The sequence below is a fragment of the Halorhabdus sp. BNX81 genome (genome assembly GCF_029229925.1).
Lineage (GTDB): Archaea > Halobacteriota > Halobacteria > Halobacteriales > Haloarculaceae > Halorhabdus.
The window spans coordinates 2,784,900-2,811,120 of the sequence record NZ_CP107254.1 but is presented as its reverse complement, the minus strand read 5'-3'; the positions used below and the strand labels follow the sequence as shown (position 1 = coordinate 2,811,120).

Here is a 26,221-nt window from a genome sequence, read left to right as displayed (position 1 = left end):
GGGAATCCCGCCCTTCCCGTGAGTGACGAGTGTTCTGACCTAGTCAGAACCGAGGAACGAACAGGGGCATGGCAAGACCGAAGGTCTTGCTGCACCCGAAAATCTTCGATTTTCGAGGACGGGAGGGAATCGCGTACGCTCTATACAGCAATCCACCGGCTATCCCACATCTGACTCCCCAGTGTTATTTCACTATATGAGTAACTTTTATACTTACTCAAATACATATGGATACTGTGGAGCTTCGACGTACTGCCGTCGTGAAACTTGACGTAGGTGACGATGCTCACCGCCTTCTCCAAGAGACGATAGAGCGCTTCAAACAGGCCGCTCAGATGGCTGCAGACGACGGATGGAACGGCACTGAAGACGGCTATATCGTCACGTCGAAAACTGAACTCCACGACCGGACATACGACGCAGTACGCGAAGCGACCGACGAACTCAACGCTGACCTCGTCTGTGCCGCGCGGAATCGGGCCGCCGACGCACTCGATTCCTGTGTCGAGAAACGCAAAGACGGCGAGAATCCCTCGAAACCACAATTCACGTCGGATTCAGTCGTCTACAACCTGAACGCAATCACCTACTACGACGACTACGCCACGCTTGCCACTGTGGACGGCCGTATCGAAGCCGAGTACGTCCTCCCTGACGAAGACGTCCCACCGACGACATACTTCTGTGAAGAGTGGGAGAAACGCGAAGCGACGTTGCATCACCGTGACGGCGACTACTACCTCCACATCGCTGTCGTGAAAGAGACGGACACAGAGCCGGAAGATGCCGAGAACGGAACGGTTCTCGGCGTAGACTTGAATGTGGATGGACACCTTGCCGTCACTTCGAGTGGCGCGTTCATCGGCAACGCCGACTACCTCAACCACAAGCGGCGAGAATACGAAAAGCGGCGTGGAAAACTGCAACAAACAGGAACGCGGTCGGCGCATCTCACGATGAACTCACTCGGTGGACGATTCGCCAACTGGAGCGAAGACTACCTCCACCGTGTCTCGAAGGGACTGGTACAGGAAGCTCTCGCCCACGACTGTACGCACATCGCGTTCGAGAAGCTGAAACATATCCGCAAACGTATCTCGAACGCGTCAAAGTTCCAGCAGTGGGCGTTTCGCCGTATTCAGGAGTACACCGAGTACAAAGCTGCTGAGTATGGTATCGCCGTCGAGAAGATCGCGCCACAGTACACCAGTCAACGGTGTAGCCACGTTGACTGTAGCTTCACGCACGACGACAACAGAGACGGCGACGAGTTCGAATGTCTGAAATGTGGGCGCGAGTACCACGCCGACTACAACGCCGCGAAGAACATCGCTCGGAAACTACTCCAGAACTGGCACAAGTCTGGGTCTGGAGGGGTAACCAGTCATCTTGCCCTGAAGTCGGGGACGTTGAACGTGAACGGCATTTACACGCCTACCACCGTTTAGTGGTCAGAACGGGAGTCCACCGACAAGCTCCGCCCTTCAGGGCGGAGAAGGTGACGGTGGCGCGACGTACCGCGGTCGAATAACGATTGCCCAACTGCCGACACGTCAGTGGCCGTGCGGGGATCTGATGGTCGACCCAGGAAGAGAAAGGTATAGCAGTATCCCCCTCTCAGATGGGGCCAAGATGGCCACAGAGCACGATCAGCGCGAGCGCGGGTTCGATCACACGGAGATCGAACCCGCCTGGCAGGACGAATGGGACGAGGCGGACGTCTTCCGCATCCCGGACGACGCCGAGGATCCGGCGTACGTCCTGGCGATGTTCCCCTACACGTCGGGAAACCTCCACATGGGGCACGTCCGCGTCTACACGATCACCGACGCGTTCGCCCGCTTCGAGCGCATGCGCGGCGAGGAAGTCCTCCATCCGATGGGGTGGGACTCCTTTGGCCTCCCCGCGGAGAACGCCGCCGAGGAACGCGACACCAACCCCCGGGACTGGACGCTATCCTGCATCGACTCGATGCGCGAGCAACTCTCCCGGATGGGCTTTGGCTACGACTGGGAGCGAGAACTGGCGACCTGCGAACCCGAGTACTACCGCTGGAACCAGTGGCTGTTCGAGCGCTTCCACGAGGAAGGACTCGTCGAACGCCAGGCGTCCGAGCTGAACTGGTGTCCGTCCTGCGAGACCGTGCTGGCGGATGAACAGGTCGAAGGCGAAGCGGAACTCTGCTGGCGGTGTGACACGCCGATCGAGACCCGCGAGATGGACCAGTGGTTCCTCACGATCACCGACTACGCCGAGGAACTCTACGAGGCCTTAGACGGGCTGGACGGGTGGCCCAACAACGTCCGGGAGATGCAGCGCAACTGGATCGGCAAACAGGCAGGCGCCAGCGTCGCCTTCGAGATTCCCGGCTACGGCGAGGTCGACATCTTCACGACCCGCCTGGATACGATCTACGGCGCGACGTACTTCTCGCTCGCGCCGGGCCACCCCGTCGCCCGGGAGATCGCCGACGAGAACGACGAAGTCGCCGAATACGTCGAGATGGCCGAACAAGCCGACGAGGACGACCTGGACGTCACCTCGGGCGTGTTCACCGGCGAGTACGCCGTCAACCCCGCCACGGGCGAGGAGATCCCGGTCTACGTCGCTGACTACGTGCTGACCGATATCGGGACCGGTGCGCTCTACGCGGTGCCCGCACACGACGACCGCGACCACGAGTTCGCGACGGCCCACGACATCCCGATCCAGCAGGTCGTCGAACCGACCGAAGACGCCGATATCGATCCCGAAGACATCGACGTTCAGGAGGCTGCCTACACCGAGGACGGTGTGCTCGTCAACAGCGGCGAGTTCGACGGGCTGGAAAGCGCGGACGCCCGCGAGCGATTCGTCGAGGAATTCGACGGCGAGCACCGCACGGAGTACAACCTGCGGGACTGGGGCATCTCACGGCAGCGCTACTGGGGGACGCCGATTCCGATGGTCTGGTGTGACGAGTGCGGCGCGGTCCCCGTGCCCGAGGAGGACCTCCCCGTCGAACTGCCGGAGTTCGTCCACACGACCGGCAACCCCCTGGACGCCGCCGAGGACTGGAAGCACGTCGAGTGTCCCGAATGCGGTGGCCCCGCCGAACGCGAGACCGACACCATGGACACTTTCATCGGGTCGTCGTGGTACTTCCTGCGATACGCTTCGCCGGATCTCGAGGATGCCCCGTTCGACAGCGAGCGGGCAAGCGAGTGGATGCCGGTCGATCAGTACGTCGGCGGGATCGAACACGCCGTGATGCACTTGCTCTATGCGCGCTTTTTCACGAAGGTCCTCGACGATATCGACCTGCTTTCCGGGGTCCGGGAACCCTTCGAGAACCTCACCAACCAGGGGATGGTCCTGGGCGAGGACGGCAACAAGATGTCAAAGAGCCGCGGCAACGGCGTCTCCCCTCAGCGGATCATCGAGGAGTACGGCGCCGACACGGCGCGGCTGTTCATCATGGAGGCCGCCCAGCCCGAGAAGGAACTCGCCTGGAGCCCGGAGGGCGTCCGCTCGGCCCATGACTTCCTGCAAAGCCTCTACACGCTGGCAGTCGAGTACGAGGCGGGTGAGGTAGCGACGGCCGACGACGGGAACGACACCGACAGGGCGATCGCGGAGTACGTCTCCCGTGAGATCGAGGCGACCGCCGCCAGGACGACTGCGGAGTACGAGGACTTCCGGTTCAACCATGCCTTGCAGGCGGTCCGGGAACTCGTTTCCCTGCTGCGCCGGTACCGGGACGTGACAGCCGTCGATACCGAGACGTTCGAGCATGGACTGGCGACAGCAACGAAACTCCTCGCGCCGGTTGCGCCACACGTCGGCGAGGAGATCGCCGACGTTCTCGGCACCGACGGCTTGCTGGTCGAAGCCGAGTGGCCCGCGGGGGAAGCCCCTGAGGAGTATACCCTCGAACGCCGCCTGATCGAGGACACTCGCGAGGACGTCCGGGACATCGTCGAGACGGTCGGCATCGAGGATCCCGACGAGATCACGCTCGCGGTTGCGCCCGCCTGGATGCACCAGGTCGCCGAGATCGCTCGCGACGCCGAGAACGTCGTCCCGGCGGTCATGCAGAACGAGGACCTCCAACGCTACGGCGAGGACGCCGCTGACTACGCGAAGGAACTCGCCGGCCGGGGTCACGTCGAGGAGTTCCTCGCTCCCGAGCGCGAACAGGCCGCCCTCGAGCGGGCCGCCTGGTTGATCGAACGGGAGTTCGACGCCGCGGTTACGGTCCTGGCTGCGGAGGACGCGCCCGACGACCTCGTCGGCAAGACCGAACCTGGCCGCCCGGCGATCGACATCGAGGAGTGATCGCGACGGGCTACACTCCCGGGTCGGTATCGACCAGTTTGTCGCTTTCCCGACTCGTTCGTCCCGCGACCGCTGTCTGTACCGTTTCGACTGTCATTGATCCGCGGCGATCCGGCAGAAACGTAAGATATATGAATTGATCGCGGTTTTTGCGCATTCTGAAAACCATTCCCTCGCTGTCTTCCTGTCGGCTCGACCGAATGGCTCCAAACTTATTGCTGATATCGATATTATAAGAGTCATTTCGGGATCGAATGAGCTTGAAACGTGTCGTATATTTATTTAGTCCGATCCTAGATACGGTGATGGCAACACATGGCTGTCGACGACATTCGAGATCAGAAACTCGTCGAACTGTATCACCGGTACATCGGGGAACCGGAGTCCAAACGTGACATCTACGGTTATTGGCTGTTGCTTTTGGGGAGTCTCACGGGGCTGCTCGGGGTCTTCGTCTTCCAGATCGAACAGCACTTCTTTGCGGGGAACTTCGAAATCCGGGAGATCGCCATCGTCCTCTCGGCCATCGGACTTGCGCTGGGGTTGTTCGCCGTCGTCGTCCTCTTGCCGGTCCGGCGGCGTGGCATGCAAGCCAGTATTCTTGGCCTCGCTATTGCCTTTTTGAGTATCATTGCTTTCACACAGATCTATCCCGGGGCCTGGACGGTCGGGCCCGCCTACAGTGCTGAACTCATTGCCGTCTATACACTCGGTATCGGGATCATCGTCGCTGTCGCCATCCTCGTCCCGATCGTCACCGGCGAGAAGGGGCTGTTGGTCGAACCCGAACTCGGCTTGGGCGACGACGAGGCACCGATACTCGTCGGCGATGCGACTCGGGATGCGTTTTTCACCGTCTTCGAGACGCCGACGAACGACTGGACCTGGCGGACGATCCAGCGTGACGCGATCGGGCAGAGTGCCACGACGGTGGCGACCGACACCGACGCACGGATGGAAGTCCAGGCGGTCCGTGAGAAGATCGCCGGTGCCGGGCTGCTCGATATCACGACCGCGGCCTTCCGACTGTACCAGACCGAGAGTGAGGAGTGGGAGTGGTCGCTGGTCACCGCCGACGGGAGTATCATCTCGGCCAGCGATGACGCCTACGCGGACCGTGACGCGATCGAGTCGGCAGTCAACTTCTTGAAAGAGGAGACGCCGAACGCCAGCCTCGTCGAGATCCAGGGGGCGGCCTTCGACATCACTCAGGACGAGGGTGACCGCTGGCACTGGCGACTCATCGACGAACGCCACCGTCCACTCGCTGCGGGGCCCGACGCCTATGGTGAGGAGGCCAACGCCGAGGCTGCCATCGATCGCTTCCTCGAATGGGTCGAGGATCCACGCGCGCTCGCCGTAGAGACCATTGCCATCGAGCTGTTTGAGGACGGCGACGGCTGGCGGTGGCGCGTCATCGACGACGCCGACAATCCGCTGGTCACGAGCGACGGGACCTTCGACTCGCGCGGTGAGGCTGAGGCCGCCGGGACGACCATGGCCCGGCAACTCTCGGCGGCGGCCGTCATCGAACACGGCTCACCGGGATACGAGGTCTACGAAAGCGACAGTTGGTCGGGCGCTGATTCCGAGTTCGAACCAGCCAACGCGGGCTGGACGTGGCGACTCCGGGATCGTGCCGACGAAATCATCGCCACGATGCACGGCCACGCAACCGACGAAGGCGACGCCACGGCTAGTGCGGAACGCACGCGTTCGGCCCTGAGCGAGAGCGAGACGATCGAATTCGAGGGGGCGGATTACGAGGTGTACCCCGCCGACGAGCAGTGGCACTGGCGGCTGGTCTCGGCTGATCGTGATGTGCTCGCGGACAGTACTGTGGCCTTCGCGGACAGAGAAGAGGCGGAGACGGCGGCCGACCGCGTTCGTGAACAGGCGCTTGCTGCCGACCTCATCGAATTCGAGCAGGCCGCATTCCAGCAGTACGAGTCCGACGGCGAGTGGCGCTGGCGACTCATCGACGAGGACGGGAAGGTCATGGCCGACAGTGGCGAGTCCTACGAGGACAAAGCCGAGGTCACCGAGGGGATGCGGACGCTGAAAGAGAACGCGCCCGACGCGGAGGTTCTCGAGATCGACACTGCCGCGTTCGAGATCCACCTGACTGGTGGCGGCGATTACGCCTGGCGGCTTATCGACGAGGGCGGGAAACTCATCGCCGAGAGCGCCACGTCCTATCCCTCACGGGCCGAGGCCCGGGAGGCCGTTAACTTCCTGATCGATCACATCGACGACGCGGCCGTTCGTGCGATGGAGCATGCCACCTTCCAGCTCGTCAGCGACGAGGAGACCTGGGGCTTCTGGCTGGTCGACACCGACGGGACGATCCTCGCCGAATCTGTCGAGGAGTACCCCACCTACGACGACGTCACGACGACGATCGCCAACGTCCGCGAGGCGGGCGCTCAGGGATCGATCGACACGATGGGGGCAGTGACGGTACAGCTCCGCCAGAACGCCGGCTATCACTGGCGGCTCATCGACGGGGATCGCAACCTCGCCGCCGGCGGCGAACGGACCTACGAAACCCGGACCGCCGCCGAGACGGACATCGACCGCCTCATTTCCGATGCCGCCGACGCGCCGGTCTTCGACATCGGCCGTGGCGTCATCTGGATCGACCGGCGGGGCGAGCAGTGGCAATGGCGGCTCATCGACGCGGATCGGCGGGATCTCGCGGTGAGTCCCCGGACCTACGAGAGCCGCGGGGACGTCATCGACGACGTCGAGATGGTCCAGGCCCGGGCCGGCGATGCCGAACGGATGGATATCGAGACGCTTGCGTTCGAGCCCTACCGGGAGGGTGACCTCGCGGGCGAGACGTCCGTCGCCGGTGACGCGGATGGCGATGCAGCCGGACAGTGGCGGTGGCGACTCATCGACGAGGACGAGACGGTACGGGCGGTCAGCGCCGGCAGATACGAGACTCGGGACGCAGTCGCCGACGCCATCGACGAGGCGCGTGAGACGACCGGGAAAGCGAGCATCCTCGAGATCGACGAGGTCTCCTTCGAGTTCGCCCAGCGCGACGACGGCTGGATCTGGCGACTCATCGACGAGAACGGCTCGGCGCTCGCCGAGAGCGTCGAACCCCACGACACCCGCCAGTCGGCCCGCGAGGAGATGCTCACCGTCAAAGAGCACGCCCCCGAGGGCGAAACCGTCGTCTCCTGGTAGGTCGGCCCGGGATTCGATCGCGATGATCGCGCTCCACCCAACGTAGCCGGCGGATCTTGTGGACAGTGCGGACCTTTTATAGCCCGTCTGGCCATAGTCGTCGTATGAGCACGTCCGACGAAGACGGGGCTATCGAGGAGGCGCTCCGGACGGTGACGCCGCTGACGACGGAACGTCCCAACCTCCAGATGAACGTGGTTGGCTATCTTGTCTTGCTGCCGATCCTGCTGTTGCTGTTGCCCCTGTTACCGTTTGCGGTCCTGTACCTGCTCCTCTCGAAAGGTGCGAAAGCCCTTCGCGGATAGGCGGCCTCTCACGGTGCTGTTCGCCGGCCGTCGCGCGGCCCCTCAACGTTTTTCGACGAACGTCGCGTCCGCCGAGGTCCGGCCCTCGTTGAACGAGAGTACCTTCGCCCGGATGACATCACCTTCGCTGACGGCGGCCGGGACGTCCTCGGTAAATAGCACGAACCCCTCGACCTTTCCGACGGCGATGCGCTCGCCGGAGTGGTGATCGGTGAACTCGACGACGCCGAACTCGTAGACTTCGCCCAGTTCGACCGGCGGCTCCCGGCCCTGGGCGGCCTCGTGTGCCTGCCGCGAGGCGGCCCTATCCGACGACCGGCCCCACCACAGAATCACCACGATCGCGAGGACGAGGCCCACCCCGCCGGCGACGAACCAGATTTCATCCATGGCTCGCCTAGGGTCGTGGTGCTCAATGACAGTGGCGGTTGGTGGTTGGGAACCAAGACTGTTCGGTGGGGGATCGCCTCACTGTCGTGTCGGGGACGATGATACTGCTATAGAGTGCCCGATCTGTTAGCAACTACCGGATCGCTCCGGGGTCGGATCCATATATGCCATCATTCCCACTGTAGATCTCATTCTCCATCGTGCACTCGTCTATCTCCACACCCTCGTCGTCGGCGAGACTCACACAATACGAATGGCGATCTCGTGCATGACGATTTGATTTAAATAATCCACTTACTCTAGTCGATGTTCTGGCATGGATGGTGGCGCGTTACGTTAATTTCGGACGGGAGCTCCGTTGTGGAACCCCAGGTACCAGCCCAATATGTCGGCCTCGTATCGTCTAAGTAGTAATAATAGACCTGGAAATCGTCCACAGTAGACTTTGTCCAGAATTCGGGGGACGCAAAGATGACGTACTTTGGCACCTCTTTAGCCGTGAGTGAGACGTTCAATGCCTGTTCCTCAGAGATGGTTCCTAGACATCGACTATCGATAATCGAACCATTGTCTCGATAGAGTCGGATGCTTACGTTTGTGAAAGAGGGATATTCATTGAGTATGCCTCCAATCTCGATAGTCCCCGTGAGATTGAATCGTGGAGCTGTTGAAATATCTCCATCAAATTCGACATCCGTATGCTGTCTTGGTGGGTTCGGTGTTTGTTTCTCCTCGTGACCAAGACCTCCGGTGAAGACAAATATAGAACCACCAGCCACTACCAGAACCACGAAGATGAGACTCCCAACGAGGAGTTTGTTATTCAGGTTCATGGATCGTTAGTAACTCCTGAATGCTGAAAATCGAATATTCGCCGTTCATCGGTTGCCCAAACTTCTCTTCGGAAATGGCACTCATCAACGATCGTCGATATAAATCCCAGATCTCTTCCGGCGTCTCATCCGCGTCGCTTCCGATGAAACCGCCAATTACCGGTATCGGAATGGGCTCATCGTCCCCCCAACCAATACTCAATGCGTGGTTCAATTCGTGCATTTTCAATCCGTTGTTGTCGCATTCGGAGCGGTCTCCGTCGGATCTGATCCGTTCGCGAAGAGCTCTGCTGGTGGAAGGTCCTCGTCGCATCGCCGGGGCCTCCCGTCCCAAACCTGACTAAAGTCAACATTCTCCTTCGCTCGTTGGTCTTTGGTCCCAATCCAATAGAGTAAGCCGATACTCACGTTTGTATCGCAGACAGATTCGTCGGCCGTAGCTGTGATCACAACTGGGAACGCATCCGTGTGAAGAACGACCGATCTTGTACCTCCTCCAGAGATATTCCCTATATTGTGAGACCGAATTAGTTCGCCACGGTGATCGAACAAGACTAGCTCTATATTGTGGAACGTCGCACCCCAGAAGCCGTTTTTTATGGAAAGTTCAACTTCCCACTCGGAGTTTGCTTTCCTGACAAATGGATGGATACTCAGCTCCCATTCTTTGCCAGGAGTCCCATCATTTTCATTGCTGAGACAACCGCCTCCGACAACCAAAAGACCAAATAGCGACTGGAGATAGTAGCGACGCTTCATATCAAGACTCGCGGGATGGGATTTCCTTGAGGTCAACTGTACTTAGCTCTTCGATACTAAAGTGTAGGAGTGGAACCGAACTAGGATGGCCGATATCGGTCGTATCGAACGCCGTCCCACGTTTCATGATACTCCACCACGGATAGGCAGAAGCAGTAATCCCTCGCTTGGGCAATGAGACGTTCTCGGGCGTGGGATCGATACCGCCGGCCCACTCCGGGTGGCCCATATTCCCACTGTAGACTTCATACGCTTTCTGACCGACGAGATCGCCCAACCAGGGAATCTTCGTGTCGTCGTTCCAGCCGACAGAGCGCAATATGTTGTCATGCTCAACACACTTGCACCTACCGCGCATCATTCTCAGCTGGGAGAAATTCTTTTGGGGGCAACTCTTGATCACATTTTCGTCCGTCAAATACCCAGACATCTCTGGGATCGTCAAATTGATCACCCATCTGAGAACGATCCCCCTCCCAGTAGACTAATCCGATATTTACGTGTTCATTACAGGGGGATTCCTTTGCTTTCGCTGTGATCAAATATGGGAACGCTTCAGTGCTGAGTGCGACAGTTTTCTCACTGTCCACGGTCCCGACTTGCTGACTAATTAATTGTTCTCCCGACTTCCCAAAGAGGAGTATTTCGACATCGTGGAACGCAGATTCGAAAGAGTCGTTCTGGAGAGTGAGTTCTACTTCCCACGCTGAATCGTCAGCAAAAACATTGGGCCATATCATGAGATTCCACTGTTTTGCTGGCGTCTGCGTATTCGATGGCAATACACAGCCAGCCATCGGGAGAGATATACAAAACAGACCACCGATTACCCGTCTGCGTCTCATATTATGAGTCACGTGAGGGAATCTCTTCGAAGTCAACTGTACTCAATTCCTCAATGCTAAAGTGTAATAATGGGAATTGGTCCGGATGGCCAATTCTCCCGCTGTCGAACGCTTCTTCTCGCTTCATCACATTCCACCAGGGATACGTGGGGGTTGGGGTTGGATTCGGTAACGAGACGTTCTCGGGCGTGGGATCGATACCGCCGGCCCACTCCGGGTGGCCCAGGTTCCCACTGTAGACATCGTAGGCGTCGCTTCCGATGAAATCGCCAAGTATCGGGATTGGCACTGACGTGTCGTCCGCCCAGCCAGTCAAGAGCGTGTGTCCGAGTTCGTTGTTGCCTGGCTGGATATTATTCAGTACCATTGTCTAATTTTGGCGTGGCGTCGTCTGGTAGCAGCTGTTCTGGCGGCAGTTCCTCATCACAGCGACGGGGCCGCCCCTCCCAGACACGTTCGAACTCGTCGAATCCCTGGCCGCGCTGTTCGAGCGTTCCATTCCAGTAGGTCAAACCAATGTGCACGTTATCGTCACATGGGGTTTCTCTGGCTCTTGCTGTGATAATATATGGAAATCGTTTCGTTTCGAGAGTGATTTTTCTAGTCCCGGAGAAATCACCCAATGAGTGAGACGGGAGGAGAGACCCGTTATCATCATACATCACTATTTCCAGGTCGTGAAATGTCACGTCCCAGAAATCCACCCGTACCTCCATTGTAGTCCGAAACCCGGAATTAGTCCGGTTCACCGTTGGAAAAATACTAACTCTCCACTCTTTCGTTGGCGTCTCTTCATCTCCAATATTGACACACCCGGTAGTCATCACTCCCGCTGTAGCGAGGAACGTCAATATATCTCGGCGTAACATGTCAAGACCCTTTTGACGGTATTTCCCGGAAGTCTACCGTGCTTAATTCTTCGATGCTGAAGTGTAACACTGGCCATTGTCCGGGGTGGCGCTTATCAGTGGTATCGAATGCCGGACCGCGTTTCATTAGACTCCACCACGGATATGTGGGAGAGGAAACGTCCGGATTCGGCAACGAGATGTTCTCGGGTGTCGGGTCGAGACCGCCTGCTCTGCCCGGCATGCCCATGTTCACACTGTAGACTTCGTAGGCGTCGCTTCCGATGAAATCGCCAAGTATTGGGATTGGCACTGACGTGTCGTCCGCCCATCCGATACTCAATGCGTGGCACAGTCCGGGAAAAACATATCTTGATGACGCATTTCGAATCTGAGTGGGAGTTTTAGCACTCAACATCTTCGGGGGACCAGTCCTCCTGATCTTCTTTGTAAACCATCTTCCGAACCGTTGTATCCTTCGAACACGGGCTCCGGTCGATTTCGTACGTGATTGTGTGTGGGAATTTATCACACGTAAATCTGACTGGATCGTAATCGCCTGACTGTGTGAGATCGCCCAGAAATTTTCGGCAAATTACCGTTCCATTTTCTCCCTTCCCAATGATCGAAACGTTCCGAAATGGTTCCCAATCAGCTACAACACCGACCTGTGCGTTCATCGTGACTTCGTACTTTTCATCCTTTTCCGCCACATCCTGAAGATCCATACTGAGGGTTGCATGGGTGTTATTGGAGGTGCATCCGGCGGATGCCCCCATTGTTACTACCAGTAGAGAAAGAACTCGTCGGCGGGTGTACATATTACTCATTCTTTGATGGTATGTCGCTGAAGTCTACAGTGAACAATTCTTCTAGACTAAATGCAAATCGTCTCCGGTCCATTCGCTCGGGTTCAGCGGTGCTGCTCATGACACTCCAATCGTCAGATATTCCGCCCGGTTGCCCAGGCTGTCGATCGACTTCTTCTGGCGTTTCATCATCACCACCACCGACACCAAACTCACCATAGCAAGAGCCACCACTGTAACACTCGGCGATGTGGCCTGGGCCTTTGTCATCTAGCCAGCCGATACTCAACGCGTGACCGAGTTCGTGCATGGTCGTGCTGGTCATCGTTTCATTACTGTCCAGTTCCGGTTCGTCAGCGAGGATGACTGTGCCGTACGGTGCGGTTTCGATGATCCCTGCCTGGCCTGGGGAGCCGGTATGGCCTTCTAACCCGTCGACGCCTGGATCAATAAATGGATCGTGCGTCGAGACAATCGGGATTTCCGATTCGCGACTGTAGTTCGTCGCAAATAGCATATGCATTTTGCTAGTATCATTGTGATACTTGTTCTCTAGTTTATGGAGTTCAAAAGCGTTCAAGCCGGGCAATGTGATACGTTTCATACAGGTTTTATATGCCCACGTCTCGCCCCAGAGTTTACAGACATTCGTCACTTGATCTGTCGAGAGTGATTGATCCCGGTGGAAACTCAAATTGATGCCGTACAATGCGTAATTGTCTTTGATCGCATCCAATATGGGTTGGCCGCCAATCGTTCTATCATCGGGGTTGCGCCCCTCTATCCAGTCCACTTCGATTTCGAGCGACGTTTTCTCGTCCAATTGGTCGGGATTCGGGTCAGTTGGATCCGAATCCCAATGTAACTCGCCGATGTGAACGTTCGAATGCCGCTTCACGGAAGAGCCGGGTGCATTATCGAGATTCGCTCCCGGGTCCTCGGGGTGAACTATGTGCACACCAACCTGCTCGTCGACGCGTTCGTCATCTCCGCTAATACCGTTGCCCGACTGTAAGTGCTCTCGATAGAGAATCACGTTATCCGAATACCCGACATCGTGGACGCCGATCCAGCCGTCCCAGTAGCCGTCGCCGTCCGTATCGGAGTTTAGCGGATCAGTCGGTTCTTCTAGTATGTTCGCCTCTCTAACGTTGAAATTCGTGAACGAGACTTTACCACCGGTGGTCTCTTGGGTCGCTTTCGTGATCCCTCTCAGTTCTTGCCCGTCGGCCAATCCATCGTCGTCAAAGTCGGGATCGAGTGGGTCTGTCGCAAACGGTTCGGTGGGTTCGACGCCGTCGTCGAGGCCGTCGTCGTCAGTGTCCGCATCGAGCGGATCCGTACCCAGTTTGCGTTCGCGAGCAGTGATCAACCGATCGCCGTCGAAGTCCTCGTGACTGTCAATCGTGCCATTAGTAGCCTCGTTTACCGCTGTCGACGGTGCGTCACTGTCCGGATCCAGCGGATCCGTGCCCGTTACGTTTCCCTCGTAGGTATCGGGTAATCCGTCACCGTCTAGTCGAAGGACAACCGTACTTGCCTGAGATACCTTAGAGTGCGTGAGTGAGCCGCCATCGCTGCTGTTTTTCGACTTCTGGCCGGCTTCCCTTTCGACAGCCAAAATTTCGATCGTATTCACCCGCTCGGTGAGGTTGATGGGTTTCGCGAAAGTAGCGTTGGTGTAGTCACCGCGAAGCGGGAGGGCGACTGTACGGTCATCGTTGATCGTCGCGGTAACGTTCGTCGCGTCGAGGCCGGTCGGATTCGTGACGTTGCCGACGAGCGTGTACGCTACTGGCTCGCTTCCATTATGGATTGGATCCGTCCGTCGGGTCAGCGTCACGTCCGAGCCGACCTTGCGATCGATCAATCGCAACGCGGTCCGGGCCTGTTTGAGTGCAGAGCCGTACGTCCGGATGGCCTGCGCAGTCGTGCGGATGGATTGCGCACCCGACTTCTTGCTAGCACGATCACGAATCCGCTCGGCCCGGTCGAGTTGTCGCCGGGCGTTGTCGATGTGCGCTTCGACACTGTTTGTCATTCCCGGACCGAGGTCCGCTTCAGTCGCTGTGAAGGCATACTCGGCATCACGAATCACCTGCCGAGCGGACCGGTTGTCTGCTGTCGCCACCAACTCGACGATCTGGTCGAGTCGCGTGCTCTGATCAGTCCCGTCGAAGTCAGTCAGTGCGCGGAGCGCTGCTGCATCGCGAATGAACGCGTGCTGGTCGTCGATGCGTGTCGGATCCTGGTAATACGCGGACAACTCGTTCAGGCGCGAGCGGGCGCGCTCTCTGGCTGCTTCGAGATCGGTAGAAGGGGTTGAGAAATTCTCGACTTGTTCCATGGCTTGGGCTTTCAACATCACCGGCGGCCCGTCCATTGACACCTCGGGACAGTATCAACCGGCGCTGTATTCCCCGCGGTTTCTGTGACTGTCCCGGCAGAGACCGTCCCTGCTGGCACTATCGAGACGATCATGAGAACCGATGCAACGACCGCGAACAATTTCCATTGCCCACCACTCCAGGACATATTTGTCGAAAACATACACCATTTAAAAATAATTTCCGGTTAGACTTATCAAGGGACAAATTGTGAGCCGTCGCCGACACAACGTGAAGTCTTTTTAATGGATGCGGTCGTACCTCGCTCCAAGATGTTCAACGCCATCGTGAGTGCGGACACGCTACGGACGGCACTGGACTCCGTCAGCGTGCTGGTCGAGGAGTGTAAGCTGCGGCTCGAAGAGGACGGGCTGGAGATCCGAGCGGTCGACCCGGCCAACGTCGGCATGGTCGACCTGACGCTGTCGGCTGCCGCCTTCGAGTCCTACGAGACCGACGGCGGCGTCATCGGGGTCAATCTCTCGCGGCTCGAAGACATCGCCGGGATGGCCGATTCCGACCAACTCATCCACCTCGAACTCGACGAGGAGACCCGCAAGCTCGAGATCGCCATCGACGGCCTCGAATATACCCTCGCACTGATCGACCCGGATTCGATCCGCCAGGAGCCCGATCTGCCCGACCTCGATCTCGCCTCGGAGATCGTCCTCGAAGGTCGAGACGTCGACCGCGCCGTGACGGCTTCGGACATGGTTAGCGATCACGTCGCCCTTGGGGTCGACGAGACCGACGAGCTGTTCTACGTCGACGCGGAGGGCGACACCGACGACGTCCATCTGGAACTCGGTCGCGAGGACCTCATCGACCTGACCGCCGGGTCCGCCCGGTCGCTGTTCTCGCTGGACTATCTCAAGGACATGAACAAGGCGATCCCGAACGACGCCGAGGTCACGATGGAACTCGGCGAGGAGTTCCCCGTCAAGATGCACTTCGATATCGCCGAGGGGCAGGGTTCGGTCACCTACATGCTCGCGCCGCGGGTCCAGAGCGACTAGGCGGCGAGACTGGACCCGAGACCACGCTTTCGGTCCGGAACAGCCCGTCGGTTCGACCGCACGATGGCGACTCTCCCGTTTTGCGGCCGAACAGCCACTTTCGTCTTGCGTCCGTCTGACGTAGCGTTTTGTGTGTGGGGACCGACGGCTTCGGTATGCCGAGCCTCGGCGAAGCCTACGACGACGCCCGCTGGGGCGATCGCCGCCCGCGCCAGATTCACGCCGGGATCGCCGTCTTCCTCGCGGGTGCGCTTGCCGTCGTCGTCGCGATCACGCTCGTCACGACGCCACTCTCGGACGCGCTCGGGCTGGATTCGACGACGACCTACCGGGTTGCCGGAGTGGTTGCAGGCGTGGGTGTGCCGGGGACGTTCCTGGGCGTCGTCGCCGTGTTGCCCTCCAGTCGCCGCCAGCGACTCGGTGTCGCCCTCGGAACTATCGTCGCGCTTGCCGGCGTCGGGCTCTTCTGGTACGCCTATCCGGCCCACTGGACGGCAACCCAGCACTCGCTGGCCTTTCACACTGCGGCCGTCTACTTCCTGGGGGGCTCGCTCTCGCTTTGGTTCGTCTTTGCCACGCTTGCGAACTCCCACGTCCGGAACGACCCGCACGGCACCGTTCGCCTGCGCGTGACGCGCCAGGGTGAGTCCCGGGTCCTCGAAGTGAGTCGGGACGACTATCAGCGATACGCGGCCGCCATCAGCGACGGCGGCGAGGACGAGCAGGTCATCCGCGAAATCGAGTCGAAGTACGAGCAGTGAGTCATTTGCAGTCCCGAGGCTTTATCCCCGGACAGTCCAATCGCCATGTCGATGGAGTCGCTTCACGCCCGGTATCCGTTCCTCGACGCCTCCCGGCAGGCCGTCGAGGCGGCAGATGTCGATCTCGCGACGGTCGTTTCCCAGCGCGGCCCGGCCGTCGACCGTGGACGCGAGCGCGTGGAGTCGGCACTGTTCGACGGGGCTGTCGGTGATACCCACCGCCAGACTCGCGTCGAATTGCTTTCGTATCCAGTCGCGCGGGTCATCGTCTCGCTGATCGACCAGCCGGCGCTGACACATCGCTACGCCCGCGCGGAGGCCGAAACGGCACACGAACGTTTCACGGCGGAACTCGCCGCGGGGGAGTTCCGGTCGACCGACCGACAGCAACTCGATCTGCGGACCCTGCTCGCCGAGTTCGACCTGACGGGGGCTATCGAGGCCCGCGGGACCGGCGGACTGAGGGAGGCGGACCGCTTTTCGGTCGCCGTCGGGGCGTATCTCGACCTCGCGGCCGGGCAACGCGGCGAGCCATGGCGACTCGTCAACCGATCGCTTGCCGACGGCCGGGTGCCGGTCGATCGCGAGGAGTTGCTCGAACTACTCCGGCAGGCTGTCGAAGAGCGGATCTTTGCGGGATTGCCGCTCACCGTTCCGGAACCGATCGCCGACGCGCTCGCCGAGGATGTCGCGGCCGTCGAGGAGCGCCTGGACGAACTCGATCTGACCCGCGAAATCGACACTGTCGTCCCGGAACTGTTCCCGCCGTGTATGACCGCACTGCTCGATCAGGTCCAGAAGGGCGAACACCTCGCGCATCATTCGCGGTTTGCGATCACCTCGTTCCTGGCGTCGATCGGGATGGCGACCGACGACATCGTCGACCTCTACGAGGTCAATCCGGGCTTTGGCGAGGAGATGACCCGCTATCAGACCGATCACATTCGGGGGGAAACATCGCCGACGGAGTACTCCCCGCCCGCGTGTGCAACCATGCAGTCCTACGGTGATTGTGTCAACATGGACGACCTGTGTGAGGAGATCTCGCATCCGCTCAGTTACTATGAGGCGAAACTCGAAGACGCCGACGAGGAGGAGATGATCGACTGGCGTGAGCGCGACGCTGCGGACGACTAATCGTTTTGACAACTCCGAGAACCCGCTGCGGGTCGTTCGTCGACCAGGTCCATTACTCGCTGTCGTCGTCTTCCGTCGGATCGACCGCCTCGGCCGAATCCATCCGCGTGAGAACGAGTCCGACCCCGGACATGACGATGATGAACCCGACCAGTGCGGCGACCAGTGCGTATCCGCCGGTCGGCCCGAGGCCGCCGTCGGTCGAATACACCGTGGTAAGAACTGCTAACGCGCCGATAAATCCCACGACGATAGTGATAGATACAGCGGCCTCCAGGGCGGTTTGGCGCTCCATTGTCTCGCCCGTTCGTTCCACAGGGCGGTCCAAAAGCGCTTCGAAGCGCTGCTGTCGTTGGGGCCCATCCCGACGGCTCCACCCGGGGGCCGAGCGTCTCCAGCCCCACGTTTCAGGTGGAGATCCCGACGACCGGGCGACCGATCACTCGAGCATTTCAGCGGCTTCCTCCCGGGAGAGATCGCCGCGCTCGAATGCCGCGAGGATGTCGAGTGTCGCCGAATCCGGGCCGTCATCACCGACCTCGTCGAGGCGGACCTTCTCGGAGTGACCGACGAGTTCCGCAAAGTCAGTTCCCTCGGCGATCGCCGTCTCGCGCTTGACGCGGTAGTTGCCGCCGTCGGTCGTATAGAGGTCGGCCGGGTGGAAGAAATACCACTCCTCGCGGTCGAATCGAACGCCGATCCGCGGGCGCGCGCCGAAGTTTCGTGAGAAAAACAGCAGGGCTTCGACCTCTTCGCCGTCGAGATAGATGGGATCGCCGGCGCTGGACTTGGCCTCGATCGCGTAGAAGTCCTCGCCGTCGCCAGCCAGCACGTCCGGGAGTTCGCGCTCGGTGGCCGACCCGCTCGCGGGCGCACGCATCACGGCGAAGCCGGCCTCGTCGAGTTCGTTGACGAGTTCGCGCTCCCGGCGGTCGCCCTTGTCGTTCGAGGCTGCCATTGTCTGGTTGTCGTCAGCCGTGCTTTTGAACGCGTCGGATGGGCCGGCGACCCGACCGTCTGCTTCTTTGAACTCGCCACATCGTGTCGGGTTCGATCACTCGGTGTTGTTCCCGGACGATTGATCTCTATTGGCTGGTTTGACTTCTTCGAGGAACTGTTTCGCCTGCGTTGGGGATCCGAATTCGTGTGCGCGGGTACCGGCGACTCCGAGGCCAAGGATCAGTACTTCACAAAGCGTCCTTGACTAATTATTTTTAAGCGTGAGTTCAGTGTCGATGCGAATCTACCGTAGATTTTCACTAGGTAATTGCAGATCAACTGGCAGAAGCTTTCGCTGTCGGCCGAAGTCAGGCGCCAATGGCGAAAGCGACGTCACTTAATAAATTTCATCCACAAACTCGATAGAAAATAGGGCAGTGTCGAACGTATCTTTCGTGAGGTAAAACGCCGTACTTTTTCGTATTCAAACTGTTTCAGTTACGCCGCTGCATAAATAGCTGACGACTGTCTCAAATCCTTCGCTTTCGCATGGTACCAGCTTATATATACACTACCGTTTGAAATGCAAATCCGCTTTAATGTTTGGAAGCCTTGTCACCATTGGCAGAGCCTAGTGCTTGGTCTTCAATGCTTAGGTCATAGAACTTGATTAGTGCTGCTCCGTATGCAGCGCAGATCCAGAACAATACCGAATACTTCGTCATTTCCCCAGCGAAGGCCCCGATCAAACCTGATAATGCCCCAACACTACAAACGAGGACAAGCCAAGATAACCATGAGCTGACGCTCAACTCCGAGGTCAGGCCTGGACTTCGGATGAACCTATCATCGGAATCGGATGTCGGAGTAGTTGCGAAGAGCACTCCAAGAATGAGTGCTAATATGAAGACTCCAAATGCAGGAAATAGTTTCAAGCCCGTCAAATCCACGACTTCCATCGGTGGTGCCCAAACGAACATAACGAGCAAAGTAGTTGGGAGAATTATAAATGCGATCGTTGTAATCAATAAATCCGTTTTTACATTGTTGGATGACATTTATAATCCGGTATTCATCCCAAATGCATATAAATGTTCAGTACCTCACAAAGCGTCCTCGGCTAATGCTTCTGGAGCGTGAGTTCTGTGTCGAAGCGAACCTACTGTTGATTCTCACCAAGCAATCACGGATGAATTGGTGGGGGCTGTCGCTGTCGGCGGCACTCAGCCGCCGACTCGACAGCGTTGCCACTCACGAAGCGGCGTACTCGGTCGGTGACTACCGGTGGAACCGGTCGTCTGGTGGCCGATTCGCGGGGACGGCCCGACGCACCGCGAGGGCCGTCCACGCGGCCCGTCGAACCATATTGATGAACTCCTTGTAGGGCCACTACCAGAGGCGACGCCCGCCTCGGCGGGGCGTCGCCACGTATTCGTGGTGGAGATACCGCCAGGCGTTCTGCAACAGCAGACTCACCACGACGTACAGCAGTCTCACCGTTGCGTCTCGTGTCGTTGTCGTCGCTATCGCTTGCTCAGACAAGCGATAGCTCGACTCGATACCGAAGCGTTTGTTGTAGTGGTATCGAGCATCGCGTGGTGTCTCGATGAACGGCGCGTCATCGGCGTAGCCGTGACGCGCCACACCGTTCTCGTCGTACCGTCCATTTAGGTACGTACAGTCGATGTAGACGGGAAATTCGACGGTCCAGCTGTGACCGTCGAGTTTCCCTGTCAGGTCGTGGTTGATGACGCGGCTCCACCCTTTCGAGAGTTCCTGCTGAATCGTCTTCCCCCACTGGATGATCGGCATCACGTAGGCGTAGTTGTGCGCGTAGAGTAACGTGAGACACTTGCTGTCGTAGAATCCGCGATCAAGGTAGACGGCCTTGACCTCGATGTCAAAGCCGTCGAGCACTCCAAGAAACTCAGCGAGGACGCTGCTGGCGGTGTCGCCGTCTTTGAGACGGCGCACCGCAGCGTGTACCGTTTGTTCTTCACACGCGCGTATAGTGTCGCGTAAGCGTGGAACGCGGTGGTTCCACGCTTCGCTTCCGAGTGGTAGTGGCTGTCTGTATCGTCTTCGTCACCGTAGTAGGGTCGCAGGTGGAGGTCTGCGCAGACCTCCATCTGCTCGGGAAGCAGTTCGACGACATCCCGTCGAAGGAGCGTGTTAGCGACTCGACCGAGCCGTTCCGGCTCGAACTTCGTCCGCAGATGGTAGAGGATCGTGTTCGCAGATGGCGAGTCTTCACTGGAGTTGCACAGCGTGGAGATCGAGGTCCCGTCGGCGGTAGCGCCGACGAGGACCTCGTAGATGTCTTCTGCATCGATTTCAGCGTTGTTGGCGAGGTTCAGAGAAACTTCCTCGTCAAGTCGGTTGACGAGGAACTTAAGGAGTTGGTCTTCGTGGATTTCACTGTCTGCTTGCTGCTGGTGTTTGGACACATCTTCAGCAAGCAGACGTTCTAACTAACCGGCTTTGTGAGGTACTGAGGATATCGACCGTTGCTCCGATGCTGGTATTGGCTTCAACGTGACCGAAGGATTGACTCACCCAGTCGTCCCGACCGGAGATGCGACTTTCGACAGTGAACGCCGCTAGGTCGGTATCCCAACCGTAGAGTAATCTACTGTTCACGTCAACCCAAACTAATGGCTTCTCGTCCAGCGTTTCACTCGCGTCCATCCCTGGGATTTCGTAACTATCTTCGTGGACAACTGTGTTGTTGCGTTTCACTCGCGCATCGACTTTGACTTCCCCAGGCCACGATCTGTTGAGACGAACGAACCAGAGCCGGTGTTCCCGCTGGAATGGATCCAAGGCAATATAGCCCGCGCCACCGACCGCGGCGGTCCCGCCCAGCGTTGCGAGAAACCGACGTCGGTTCATTTCTGTGGGCTTGCCTTCTCAGTGGTGTTCCCGGACGACTGATCTCTATTGGCTGGTTTGACTTCTTCGAGGAACTGTTTCGCCTGCGTTGCGGATCCAAATTCGTGTGCTTGGACACCAGCGACTCCGCGGCCTAGGATTTCAACCGTTGCTCCGATGCTGGCATTGGCTTCAACGTGACCGAAGGATTGACTCACCCATTCGTCCCGGCCGGAGATGCGACTTTCGACAGTGAACGCCGCTGGGTCGGTATCCCAGCCGTAAAGTAATCTACTGTTTACGTCGACAAAAATCACTGGCTTCTCGCTCACACTTTCACTTGCGTTCATTCCTGGGATTTCGTAGCTATCTTCGCAAACGACTGTGCCATTGCGTTTTACCCGGGCATCGACTTCGACTTCTCCAGGCCACGATCTGTTGAGACGAACGAACCAGAGCCGGTGTTCCCGCTGGAATGGATCCAAGGCAATATAGCCCGCGCCACCGACCGCGGCGGTCCCGCCCAGCGTTGCGAGAAACCGACGTCGGTTCATTTCTGTGGGCTTGCCCTCTCAGTGGTGTTCCCGGCCGACTGATCTCTATTGGCTGGTTTGACTTCTTCGACGAATCCTTTCGCTTGCGCTAACGATCCGAATTCGTGTGCGCGGGTCCCGGCGACTCCCGAGCTACCATATATATCGACTGTTGCATGGATGTTGGTGGCTTCAACATGGTCGAATGATTGACTCACCCACTTGTCCCGGTCGGACCTGCGACTTTCGACAGTGAACACTGCCGGATCGGTATTCCACCCGTAGAGTAATCTCCTGTTCACGTCGACCCAATACAGCGGCTCCTCGTCCCCCCTCGGACTTGCGTCCATTCCTGGGATTTCGTAACTATCTTCGTGGACAACTGTGCCATTACGTTTCACTCGCGCATCGACTTCGGCTTCTCCAAACCACGTATTATTGAGACGAACGCACCAGAGCCTGTGTTCTCGCTGGAACGGATCTATGGCGATATAGCCCGCGCCACCGACCGCGGCAGTCCCGCCCAGCGTTGCGAGAAACGTCCGTCGGTTCATGTCGAGATCATCTTCGACCTGATATCGAATCTTGCAGTAAATCTAATAAATATATTCTGGTCCGGAGTCGTCACCGGTCACGACGAAAGCGAGCGGGAGATGCTGTACTCACGCGGTACTCAAAATCCATTGCCGATAGCGGTCTCGTCTGCGTTCTCACTCCTCACGCACGGTCACGACCGGCACCGGCGCGGACCGGACGGTCTTCTCGGCGACGCTGCCCAACAGGATTCGATCGACGCCGCGGCGGCCGGTCGTGCCCATCACGACGGCCTGGCAGTCGTACTCGTCGACGGCCGAGAGGATCTCCTCGTCGGGCGACCCGGTCTCGACGTGTGTGCTCGCCTCGACGCCCCGCTTTTCGGCCATGCTCGCGACCTCCGAGACCGCCTCGTGGGCACCCTGGTCGAAGTCGCCGCTGGTGACGTTCGAGCCGATATCCGGCCCGAGCGCGGCGGTCTCGACCACCGAGAGCACGTCGACCGCGGCGTCCATGGCCGCCGCGAGGTCGAGGCCGTGCTCGGCGGCGCGACGTGACGATTCGCTGCTGTCGGTCGGGAGCAGGATGCGCTCGTATGGGAAGGTAAACGCATCCTCTTCGATCATCCGGGCGGTCAGCACCGGCACGTCCGCGAGTCGGACGACCTTTTCAGTGACGCTACCGAGCAGGAACCGCGAGAGTCCCTCGCGGGCGTGGGTCGGCATCACGATCAGGTCGTAGCCGTATTCGCTGGCGTACTTGACGATCGTCTCGGCCGGCGTCCCCTGGACGACATCGGCGCTGTGGGCGACGTCGAGGGAGTCGAGGGTCTCGCCCACGTCGGCGACGACCTGCTTGCCGTGTTCGACGAGCCCGTCGACCACCCCCTCGTCAACGACTGTCACGCTGTACTCGTCGGTATCAGCGACGTAGAGGATCTGGATCTCGGCGTCGAAGTGGTGGGCGATCTCGCCGGCATGGTGGAGTACCTCGGCGGGTCCAGTCTGCTCGTCGACCGGGAGGAGGATCTGGTCGTACATAGGGTCGCATTCATTCGTTGGCAGGATAAAACAGGGGGACTGTCCGGGGTGGTTGTCCGGTCGCCGCCAGTGTCGACCGGTTGGCCAGGTATCTCGATCGGCCGATCGGGCTGGGACCCGCGACAGAAACGCCTATGCACGCGCCGCCCCGTCTCTGACCTACGCGTGGCAGAGCCAGTCGAGAGCCCAAAAGCGGTGCCCGTCGCCGACGTATTGCCCGACTTCGCGCCGGCGTTTCCCTTCGAGTCGTTCAACGCGATGCAGGCCGAGACCCTGCCGGCGCTGCTCGAGCGCGACGAGAACGTCGTCGTGAGCGCGCCGACCGCCAGCGGCAAGACCGCGGTCGCGGAGGTCGCCATCGCGAAGACCATCGATCGGGGCGGGACGGCGCTCTTCCTCGCGCCGCTCCGGGCACTCACCAACGAGAAGGAGAGCGAGTGGGATCGCTTTGAGGAACTGGGCTACTCGGTGTACGTCGTCACCGGCGAACGCGACCTCAACCCCCGCCGCGCAGAGCGTGCGGACGTTCTCGTCATGACCCCCGAGAAGGCCGACTCGGCGACTCGCAAGCACGACTCCAGCCGGTACAGCTTCGTCACCGACGTCGACTGCGTGGTCATCGACGAGGTCCACTTACTCGACGCCGACCGCCGCGGGAGCGTGCTGGAGGTCACCATTTCCAGACTGCGACGCCTCTGTGACCCCCGGATCGTCGCCCTCTCGGCGACGATGACCAACATCGGGGACGTCGCCGAGTGGCTTGAGGCCCCCGCCGAGAGCACCTTCGCCTTCGGCGAGGACTACCGACCGGTCCCCCTCAACGCCGACGTCAAGACCTACAGCCACGGCGAGAACGCCTTCGCCGACAAGTACCGTCGCCTCTACCGAGCCCTCGATCTCGTCGAACCCCACCTCCGGGAGGACGGGCAGTCACTCGTGTTCGTCTCCTCCCGGCAGGACACGGTCCAGGCGGCCAAGAAGACCCGCGACGAACTCGCCGAACGGGACATTCCGGTCGGTGCCCGGGGCGACTACGACTTTCACAACGACGCTTCCGAACTCAACAACAACACCCTCCGACAGTCGGTGCTCGACGGCGTCGGGTTCCACCACGCCGGGCTCTCCCGGGAGGACAAAAATCTGGTCGAGCAGTGGTTCCGCGAGGGAAAACTCGCGGTCCTCTTCTCCACCTCGACGCTCGCCTGGGGCGTCAACCTCCCCGCCCGGTGTGTCGTGATCCGTGATACCAAACTCCACGATCCCCTGGAGGGCGAGGTCGACATGAGTCCGCTGGACGTCCTCCAGATGCTCGGGCGGGCGGGCCGGCCGGGCTACGACGAACACGGGTACGCCTGGGTGATCACCGACCGCAGCGAGGCCGACAAGTACCGGCGACTCCTCCGAGACGGGAAGGAGATCGAGTCACGGCTGGCCGAGAGCCTGGATGCCCACCTCAACGCCGAGATCGCGATGGGGACGATCCGGGATCTCGACGACGTGCTCGACTGGCTGGAGACGACGTTCTACTACGTGCGCGCGAACAATGCCCCAGATCGCTACGACGCCGCGGGATCGCTTCGGGAGCAGGCCAGTTCCACGATGCGTGGGCTGGTTGATCGGGGCTTCGTCGAGATGGACGACGATCTCCGGGTCTCGGCGACCGCCCTTGGCCGCCTCGCCTCGCGTTTTTACCTCCGGCTGGATACTGCCCGGCACTTCGGCGATCTCGCCGACGCCGCGGGCGAGGCCGAACTCACCGAGCGAGACATACTCTCGGCCGTCGCGGGGGCCGGCGAGTTTGACAGCGTCAGCGCCCGAACCGACGAACGCGACGCTGTCCACGCGGTCCTGGGCGACGACCGAACCGATCAGGAGACCGTCGTCGACGTCGATCTCGATTCGGGTCAGCGGAAGGTGCTGGCGATCCTGGAGGCCAGCATGCGGGGAACGACGCCGACCGAACTTCAGAGCGACGCCTGGGTGATCCGCCAGAACGCCAATCGCCTCCTGGCTGCACTCCAGGCCTTTCTTGCGGAGTTCGACGGCGCACGCGCGGCGAATCTCGCCCGTCGGATCGAGGCCCGCGTCGAACACGGCATCAGCGACGACGCGGTCGGGTTGACGGCCATCGACGGCGTCGGGTCCGGTCGGGCGAGCAAACTCGCCGCCGAGGGACTGGCGACGCCAGCCGACGTGGTCGCGGCGGGTGTCGAGGGCCTGGTCGACGCGGACCTGAGCGAGGGCGTCGCCGAGCGCGTCCTCGAGAGTGCACGTGACCTGCCGGTGGTCGAGATCGACTGGGGTGACTTCCCCGAGTCGATCCCCCACGGCGAGAACGAGATGTGCGAGGTGACGATCCGGAACACGGCCGGCGGCGGGCAGGCTGGCATCCGCGTGACCGTCAACGGCGTCGAGATGACTGCGAGTGAGACCTACCTTGGCGAGGCGACGCTTCCGGTCGGCGTCTTCGGGGGTGACGCCGACGAACTGACTTTCCGCGTCGAAGTGGCGTTCCCGGAACTCCCGATTCAGCCGGTCGTCGAGACGCGGACGGTCGAAGTTGTCTGAGCGACGACCCTGTCGAAACTCCGGGTGGTATATGGGTACAAATCATATCGCCAGTTCCATCGCAATCCAGCAGTATGGTACTGGGGAACATGGTGCCGAGGTGATCGTTTGTCACTGTGTCCTCCTACATC

The 26,221-nt window shown here is 59.7% G+C and carries 21 protein-coding genes and 2 pseudogenes; 9 read left to right on the top strand and 14 right to left on the bottom strand.

Going from position 1 to position 26,221, the window contains the following annotated elements:
• Positions 1-227 precede the first annotated feature (227 nt).
• From HBNXHr_RS14185 to HBNXHr_RS14170, 4 genes are all read left to right on the top strand, one after another.
• Positions 228-1,448: a transposase gene (locus HBNXHr_RS14185; protein WP_275882643.1), complete on the top strand. Its 1,221-nt coding sequence runs from the start codon at positions 228-230 to the stop codon at positions 1,446-1,448.
• 184 nt (positions 1,449-1,632) lie between these two features.
• Entirely contained in the window at positions 1,633-4,317 is a 2,685-nt protein-coding gene (gene leuS / locus HBNXHr_RS14180) for a leucine--tRNA ligase (protein ID WP_275882642.1), read from the top strand.
• Between the two features lie 315 nt (positions 4,318-4,632).
• Positions 4,633-7,515: a YegP family protein gene (locus HBNXHr_RS14175; protein ID WP_275882641.1), complete on the top strand. Its 2,883-nt coding sequence runs from the start codon at positions 4,633-4,635 to the stop codon at positions 7,513-7,515.
• A gap of 104 nt (positions 7,516-7,619) precedes the next feature.
• The gene (locus HBNXHr_RS14170; protein ID WP_275738259.1) at positions 7,620-7,820 is read left to right on the top strand and encodes a hypothetical protein; all 201 of its coding nucleotides are present in this window, start codon (positions 7,620-7,622) and stop codon (positions 7,818-7,820) included.
• 42 nt (positions 7,821-7,862) lie between these two features.
• Here HBNXHr_RS14170 and HBNXHr_RS14165 read toward each other — a convergent pair whose 3' ends face one another.
• The 7 genes from HBNXHr_RS14165 to HBNXHr_RS14135 form a co-directional block, all read right to left on the bottom strand.
• Positions 7,863-8,210 carry a hypothetical protein gene (locus tag HBNXHr_RS14165; RefSeq protein ID WP_275882640.1) on the bottom strand — a complete coding sequence of 116 codons (348 nt, stop codon included), beginning with the start codon at positions 8,208-8,210 and terminating at the stop codon, positions 7,863-7,865.
• Positions 8,211-8,509: 299 nt separating this feature from the next.
• A complete protein-coding gene (locus tag HBNXHr_RS14160; RefSeq protein WP_275882639.1) occupies positions 8,510-9,043 on the bottom strand; it encodes a hypothetical protein in 534 nt (177 codons plus the stop codon).
• Between the two features lie 225 nt (positions 9,044-9,268).
• A complete protein-coding gene (locus tag HBNXHr_RS14155) occupies positions 9,269-9,802 on the bottom strand; it encodes a hypothetical protein (RefSeq protein ID WP_275882638.1) in 534 nt (177 codons plus the stop codon).
• A gap of 846 nt (positions 9,803-10,648) precedes the next feature.
• Positions 10,649-11,014 carry a hypothetical protein gene (locus HBNXHr_RS14150; protein ID WP_275882637.1) on the bottom strand — a complete coding sequence of 122 codons (366 nt, stop codon included), beginning with the start codon at positions 11,012-11,014 and terminating at the stop codon, positions 10,649-10,651.
• Positions 11,001-11,363, bottom strand: coding sequence for a hypothetical protein (locus HBNXHr_RS14145; protein ID WP_275882636.1), 363 nt, complete (start codon positions 11,361-11,363; stop codon positions 11,001-11,003). Before HBNXHr_RS14145 ends, HBNXHr_RS14150 begins: the two co-directional genes overlap by 14 nt.
• A gap of 536 nt (positions 11,364-11,899) precedes the next feature.
• Entirely contained in the window at positions 11,900-12,223 is a 324-nt protein-coding gene (locus HBNXHr_RS14140) for a hypothetical protein (RefSeq protein ID WP_275882635.1), read from the bottom strand.
• Between the two features lie 94 nt (positions 12,224-12,317).
• On the bottom strand, positions 12,318-14,687 hold the full coding sequence (locus tag HBNXHr_RS14135; RefSeq protein ID WP_275882634.1) for a hypothetical protein: 2,370 nt from the start codon (positions 14,685-14,687) through the stop codon (positions 12,318-12,320).
• A 276-nt stretch (positions 14,688-14,963) separates the two neighbouring features.
• Between HBNXHr_RS14135 and HBNXHr_RS14130 the strand changes: the two genes are divergently transcribed.
• From HBNXHr_RS14130 to priL, 3 genes are all read left to right on the top strand, one after another.
• Positions 14,964-15,707, top strand: coding sequence for a DNA polymerase sliding clamp (locus HBNXHr_RS14130; protein ID WP_275882633.1), 744 nt, complete (start codon positions 14,964-14,966; stop codon positions 15,705-15,707).
• A 155-nt stretch (positions 15,708-15,862) separates the two neighbouring features.
• A complete protein-coding gene (locus HBNXHr_RS14125) occupies positions 15,863-16,468 on the top strand; it encodes a hypothetical protein (protein ID WP_275738246.1) in 606 nt (201 codons plus the stop codon).
• Between the two features lie 51 nt (positions 16,469-16,519).
• Positions 16,520-17,605: a DNA primase regulatory subunit PriL gene (priL, locus tag HBNXHr_RS14120; RefSeq protein WP_275738244.1), complete on the top strand. Its 1,086-nt coding sequence runs from the start codon at positions 16,520-16,522 to the stop codon at positions 17,603-17,605.
• Between the two features lie 52 nt (positions 17,606-17,657).
• Here priL and HBNXHr_RS14115 read toward each other — a convergent pair whose 3' ends face one another.
• A complete protein-coding gene (locus tag HBNXHr_RS14115) occupies positions 17,658-17,900 on the bottom strand; it encodes a hypothetical protein (protein WP_275738242.1) in 243 nt (80 codons plus the stop codon).
• 144 nt (positions 17,901-18,044) lie between these two features.
• Entirely contained in the window at positions 18,045-18,563 is a 519-nt protein-coding gene (gene hjc / locus HBNXHr_RS14110) for a Holliday junction resolvase Hjc (RefSeq protein ID WP_275882632.1), read from the bottom strand.
• 417 nt (positions 18,564-18,980) lie between these two features.
• Here hjc and HBNXHr_RS14105 point away from each other — a divergent pair.
• A pseudogene (locus HBNXHr_RS14105) lies at positions 18,981-19,058 on the top strand (IS6 family transposase); the annotation flags it as partial.
• Positions 19,059-19,140: 82 nt separating this feature from the next.
• On the opposite strand, the gene HBNXHr_RS14100 reads toward HBNXHr_RS14105, so the two are convergent.
• From HBNXHr_RS14100 to HBNXHr_RS14080, 5 genes and pseudogenes are all read right to left on the bottom strand, one after another.
• Positions 19,141-19,602: a hypothetical protein gene (locus tag HBNXHr_RS14100; protein ID WP_275882631.1), complete on the bottom strand. Its 462-nt coding sequence runs from the start codon at positions 19,600-19,602 to the stop codon at positions 19,141-19,143.
• Between the two features lie 220 nt (positions 19,603-19,822).
• Positions 19,823-20,991: pseudogene (locus HBNXHr_RS14095) on the bottom strand (ISH3 family transposase).
• Between the two features lie 441 nt (positions 20,992-21,432).
• Positions 21,433-21,765, bottom strand: coding sequence for a hypothetical protein (locus HBNXHr_RS14090; RefSeq protein WP_275882630.1), 333 nt, complete (start codon positions 21,763-21,765; stop codon positions 21,433-21,435).
• Positions 21,766-21,965: 200 nt separating this feature from the next.
• Positions 21,966-22,502, bottom strand: coding sequence for a hypothetical protein (locus HBNXHr_RS14085; RefSeq protein ID WP_275882629.1), 537 nt, complete (start codon positions 22,500-22,502; stop codon positions 21,966-21,968).
• 156 nt (positions 22,503-22,658) lie between these two features.
• Positions 22,659-23,522 (bottom strand): universal stress protein, encoded by an 864-nt coding sequence (locus HBNXHr_RS14080; RefSeq protein ID WP_275882628.1) that lies wholly within the window; start codon positions 23,520-23,522, stop codon positions 22,659-22,661.
• A gap of 195 nt (positions 23,523-23,717) precedes the next feature.
• On the opposite strand from HBNXHr_RS14080, the gene HBNXHr_RS14075 reads away from it, so the two are divergent.
• Positions 23,718-26,090, top strand: coding sequence for a DEAD/DEAH box helicase (locus tag HBNXHr_RS14075; protein ID WP_275883728.1), 2,373 nt, complete (start codon positions 23,718-23,720; stop codon positions 26,088-26,090).
• Positions 26,091-26,221 lie beyond the last annotated feature (131 nt).

Bases quoted from the DNA above. Each gene is read 5' to 3' on its own strand.
- HBNXHr_RS14130 (WP_275882633.1), top strand. From the start codon at position 14,964: ATGTTCAACGCCATCGTGAGTGCGGACACGCTACGGACGGCACTGGAC.
- HBNXHr_RS14175 (WP_275882641.1), top strand. From the start codon at position 4,633: ATGGCTGTCGACGACATTCGAGATCAGAAACTCGTCGAACTGTATCAC.
- HBNXHr_RS14080 (WP_275882628.1), bottom strand. From the start codon at position 23,522: ATGTACGACCAGATCCTCCTCCCGGTCGACGAGCAGACTGGACCCGCC.
- HBNXHr_RS14185 (WP_275882643.1), top strand. From the start codon at position 228: ATGGATACTGTGGAGCTTCGACGTACTGCCGTCGTGAAACTTGACGTA.
- HBNXHr_RS14125 (WP_275738246.1), top strand. From the start codon at position 15,863: ATGCCGAGCCTCGGCGAAGCCTACGACGACGCCCGCTGGGGCGATCGC.
- leuS (WP_275882642.1), top strand. From the start codon at position 1,633: ATGGCCACAGAGCACGATCAGCGCGAGCGCGGGTTCGATCACACGGAG.
- HBNXHr_RS14150 (WP_275882637.1), bottom strand. From the start codon at position 11,014: ATGGTACTGAATAATATCCAGCCAGGCAACAACGAACTCGGACACACG.
- HBNXHr_RS14140 (WP_275882635.1), bottom strand. From the start codon at position 12,223: ATGGATCTTCAGGATGTGGCGGAAAAGGATGAAAAGTACGAAGTCACG.
- HBNXHr_RS14155 (WP_275882638.1), bottom strand. From the start codon at position 9,802: ATGAAGCGTCGCTACTATCTCCAGTCGCTATTTGGTCTTTTGGTTGTC.
- HBNXHr_RS14170 (WP_275738259.1), top strand. From the start codon at position 7,620: ATGAGCACGTCCGACGAAGACGGGGCTATCGAGGAGGCGCTCCGGACG.
- HBNXHr_RS14145 (WP_275882636.1), bottom strand. From the start codon at position 11,363: ATGGAGGTACGGGTGGATTTCTGGGACGTGACATTTCACGACCTGGAA.
- priL (WP_275738244.1), top strand. From the start codon at position 16,520: ATGGAGTCGCTTCACGCCCGGTATCCGTTCCTCGACGCCTCCCGGCAG.
- HBNXHr_RS14165 (WP_275882640.1), bottom strand. From the start codon at position 8,210: ATGGATGAAATCTGGTTCGTCGCCGGCGGGGTGGGCCTCGTCCTCGCG.
- HBNXHr_RS14090 (WP_275882630.1), bottom strand. From the start codon at position 21,765: ATGAACGCAAGTGAAAGTGTGAGCGAGAAGCCAGTGATTTTTGTCGAC.
- hjc (WP_275882632.1), bottom strand. From the start codon at position 18,563: ATGGCAGCCTCGAACGACAAGGGCGACCGCCGGGAGCGCGAACTCGTC.
- HBNXHr_RS14115 (WP_275738242.1), bottom strand. From the start codon at position 17,900: ATGGAGCGCCAAACCGCCCTGGAGGCCGCTGTATCTATCACTATCGTC.
- HBNXHr_RS14135 (WP_275882634.1), bottom strand. From the start codon at position 14,687: ATGGACGGGCCGCCGGTGATGTTGAAAGCCCAAGCCATGGAACAAGTC.
- HBNXHr_RS14160 (WP_275882639.1), bottom strand. From the start codon at position 9,043: ATGAACCTGAATAACAAACTCCTCGTTGGGAGTCTCATCTTCGTGGTT.
- HBNXHr_RS14100 (WP_275882631.1), bottom strand. From the start codon at position 19,602: ATGTCATCCAACAATGTAAAAACGGATTTATTGATTACAACGATCGCA.
- HBNXHr_RS14085 (WP_275882629.1), bottom strand. From the start codon at position 22,502: ATGAACCGACGGACGTTTCTCGCAACGCTGGGCGGGACTGCCGCGGTC.